The sequence below is a fragment of the Streptococcus sp. WM07 genome (assembly GCF_004570525.1).
Classification (GTDB): domain Bacteria; phylum Bacillota; class Bacilli; order Lactobacillales; family Streptococcaceae; genus Streptococcus.
The window spans coordinates 1-2,555 of record NZ_SPPZ01000095.1; the positions used below are offsets into that span (position 1 = coordinate 1).

The 2,555-nt window shown below is 37.4% G+C and carries 6 protein-coding genes and 2 pseudogenes; 7 read left to right on the forward strand and 1 reads right to left on the reverse strand.

Annotation, left to right across the window (positions count from 1 at the left end; translation table 11 throughout):
* The coding region (locus E4T71_RS08375) for a helix-turn-helix domain-containing protein (RefSeq protein WP_135034965.1) at positions 1-214 on the reverse strand (214 nt) is incomplete at its 3' end.
* A gap of 165 nt (positions 215-379) precedes the next feature.
* Between E4T71_RS08375 and E4T71_RS08380 the strand changes: the two genes are divergently transcribed.
* From E4T71_RS08380 to E4T71_RS10305, 7 genes and pseudogenes are all read left to right on the forward strand, one after another.
* On the forward strand, positions 380-607 hold the full coding sequence (locus tag E4T71_RS08380) for a garvicin Q family class II bacteriocin (protein ID WP_135038865.1): 228 nt from the start codon (positions 380-382) through the stop codon (positions 605-607).
* A complete protein-coding gene (locus tag E4T71_RS08385; protein WP_135038867.1) occupies positions 608-904 on the forward strand; it encodes a bacteriocin immunity protein in 297 nt (98 codons plus the stop codon). It abuts the gene before it with no gap.
* Between the two features lie 264 nt (positions 905-1,168).
* The gene (locus E4T71_RS09920; protein WP_167758506.1) at positions 1,169-1,348 is read left to right on the forward strand and encodes a hypothetical protein; all 180 of its coding nucleotides are present in this window, start codon (positions 1,169-1,171) and stop codon (positions 1,346-1,348) included.
* A gap of 237 nt (positions 1,349-1,585) precedes the next feature.
* Complete coding sequence (locus tag E4T71_RS08390; protein WP_135038871.1) at positions 1,586-1,789, forward strand: Blp family class II bacteriocin; 204 nt, start codon at positions 1,586-1,588, stop codon at positions 1,787-1,789.
* A gap of 125 nt (positions 1,790-1,914) precedes the next feature.
* A pseudogene (locus E4T71_RS10575) lies at positions 1,915-2,163 on the forward strand (helix-turn-helix domain-containing protein); the annotation flags it as partial.
* A 148-nt stretch (positions 2,164-2,311) separates the two neighbouring features.
* Entirely contained in the window at positions 2,312-2,383 is a 72-nt protein-coding gene (locus E4T71_RS10580) for a hypothetical protein (protein ID WP_368773484.1), read from the forward strand.
* 84 nt (positions 2,384-2,467) lie between these two features.
* Positions 2,468-2,555 (forward strand): annotated as a pseudogene (locus E4T71_RS10305) (IS5/IS1182 family transposase); the annotation flags it as partial.

A 2,555-nucleotide genomic window follows, 5' to 3' on the forward strand; every position in this document is an offset into this window, starting at 1 on the left:
TAAGGAGTGCCTCTAAACCTCCTTCTAGATAACGGTTCAATAAGTTTCGTACAGTTTGATGAACAAAACCTACTGATTTAGCTACTGCTGTTAAATTCTGACATTCAGAGTAGAGAATGAGAGCTTGAATTTTCCTATGGTGCTGTGCATTCTTTTTATCTTTCAGGGCTTGCTTCAATTCGCTAATTTGATATTCATTTAGTTCGACTTTCATACCTTATAGTATACAGCTATTTTTGTTTTTTTGTTAAGTATAATAATATTTATAGTCGATAATTTTAAAAAATGACCATTCAGGACGATTGGATGACATTTTAGGACTTTTTAGTTTAAAAAGCAGAAAGCAATGCTATACTCAAAAGCAGATTGGAGGTAAAAGATGAAAACATATTCACTTTCTTTATCTGAGTTGCAAAACCTACTTGCAGGGACAGCTGGCACCTGTAAATTTGTGATGGCAGGTGCCAATGGCTACTCTTGCCGCTATCCCAATGGACAATGGGGCTATATTGTAACCAAGTCACCCTTTGAAGCAACCAAGGATACGGTCGTAAATGGTTGGGTATCATCGATGGCTGGTGGATATTGGTCAGGAGGTAGATCTTAAATGAAGGAAGAAGAATTGTTGGAGCACTATTACAATCTATTATTGAGTCCGAGCTTGCGGGAGGATGAGCGGAAAATTCTGCTTGCTTATAAGCAAGATCTAGTTATCTCTAATAGAAAATGGAAAAATCGTTTTCTAACTATGGTTGAGGATATACGCCTTTTATCTCTCCAGAAAATTGGAGAGGAGGCTTTGAGTTCGGATTTGGCTGATTTCTATAAGAAAGTTGCTTTCATAGCTAAGACGGAAGAGGAGAAAGCCAGAGGGCTGGCTTCCCTGGGAAACTTTTTTCATTAAGGGTTTGTGAAAGTCGGGAACAACTCTCGACTTTTTTGTGGCAATGACCAGTGGTAAACGGCCGAAGCTTATTTATACAAGCAAATATACAATGCTTTGTTTTTTTAAAAATTTTTACCATTCAGGACATTTGGGTGACATTTTAGGACTTTTTTGTTTAAAAACCTTGGATAGGTAGTAAAATGAAACTGGTAGAGTGTCATAGAGACTAGAAAATCACCATTCTACGAATTTTAGTCTCTCTTATATGAAAGCGAGGAACTTATGAAAAAACATGTATTTGGATTAATCGTAAATATCTTGTTTTTGCTGGTTATTTTTTATAATTTTTTACTTCTTGAATTTCCTCTAGGATTGGGGATAAATACAGTGGCTTTACTATGTTTTCTAGCTCTATTAAAAGAAACTCTTCGTAAACTTTTGCAGGGAATAGATGATGAGTGAAACTGAGAAAATCGAACTCATTTTTTCTAGACACTCCGAATAAATAGTTGAAGGAGGTTGAACAGCCCACAGGTGTATCACCCCTTCTTGGAAGCAAACTATAGACTAGACTAATATTACAAAGTCTGTAGCGTTCTCATTCTACTTTGACCTTTATGATCACCCCAAGGGCCTTAGGGATGAACTGATGAAGTCAAGGAGAAAGGCTGTTTTTTTGGAGGTTGTAACATGATGAAAATGACTGATGTAGAACTAGTTGAAGTGATTGGTGGCGGCTGGGTTCAATGTGGACTTGGAACTGTCGGTGGAGCACTGACTGGAGCAGTTGCAGGTGCTGCGGTTGGTACGGTCACCCTACCTGTTATAGGTACAGTATCAGGATCTGCAGTTGGATTCTGGGGTGGCGGATCGGCAGGAGCAGCTAAATATTGTTTTAACTAATACTTTTTGGAGGAGGGGCTAAACGACTCTCCTCTTTTTTGCATTTAGGTCAAGAGTACTCGTATAAAATTTTGGATTCATACTTATACTTGATTAATCACAAAATCTGAAATATAATAGTATTTATGATTTTTACTCTAGAATATATTAAAGAATTAAAAAACGCACTTAAAGATAAATCTCTAGCTCCATTTCATAATCGAATCCAAGCCGTATTCTTTAGAAGCCAAGATAAAACCTATGCTGAGATTAAACAACTACTTAATCTCTCGCATGACACTGTTTGGCGCTTGGTAAAAAAATATGAAAAAGAAGGTCTCACTGCTCTGACCAAAGATGGACGTGGAGGTCGCCGTAATTCATACTTAACTTTTGAAGAAGAAGCGGAATTTCTAGAGCAGGCATTAGAAGCTGCTCAAAATGGTGAGCTTGTGACTGCTAGCAGCTTGCACCTGTTATATCAAGAGAAGATTAAGAAAAGTAGCTTTTTACGAACTATTAAAACGCCATGGGTGGCGAAAAATAACTCCTCGTCCAAAACATCCGAAGAAGGCTGACGCCTCAACCATTGAGGCGCCTAAAAATAAAATCTAAATTCCGGGCATTAAGAAATCGCTTTAAAAATAGTAGACGCTACAATAGATTTCCTGCGAAACAAGGAGATGATAAAATAGAAGCATGAATTATGAATCCAGTAAAAAACTTTCCGATTTATGCTTTAAACGCCTAGTTGGTGTTGAGAGACGAACTTTTGATAAAATGCTAA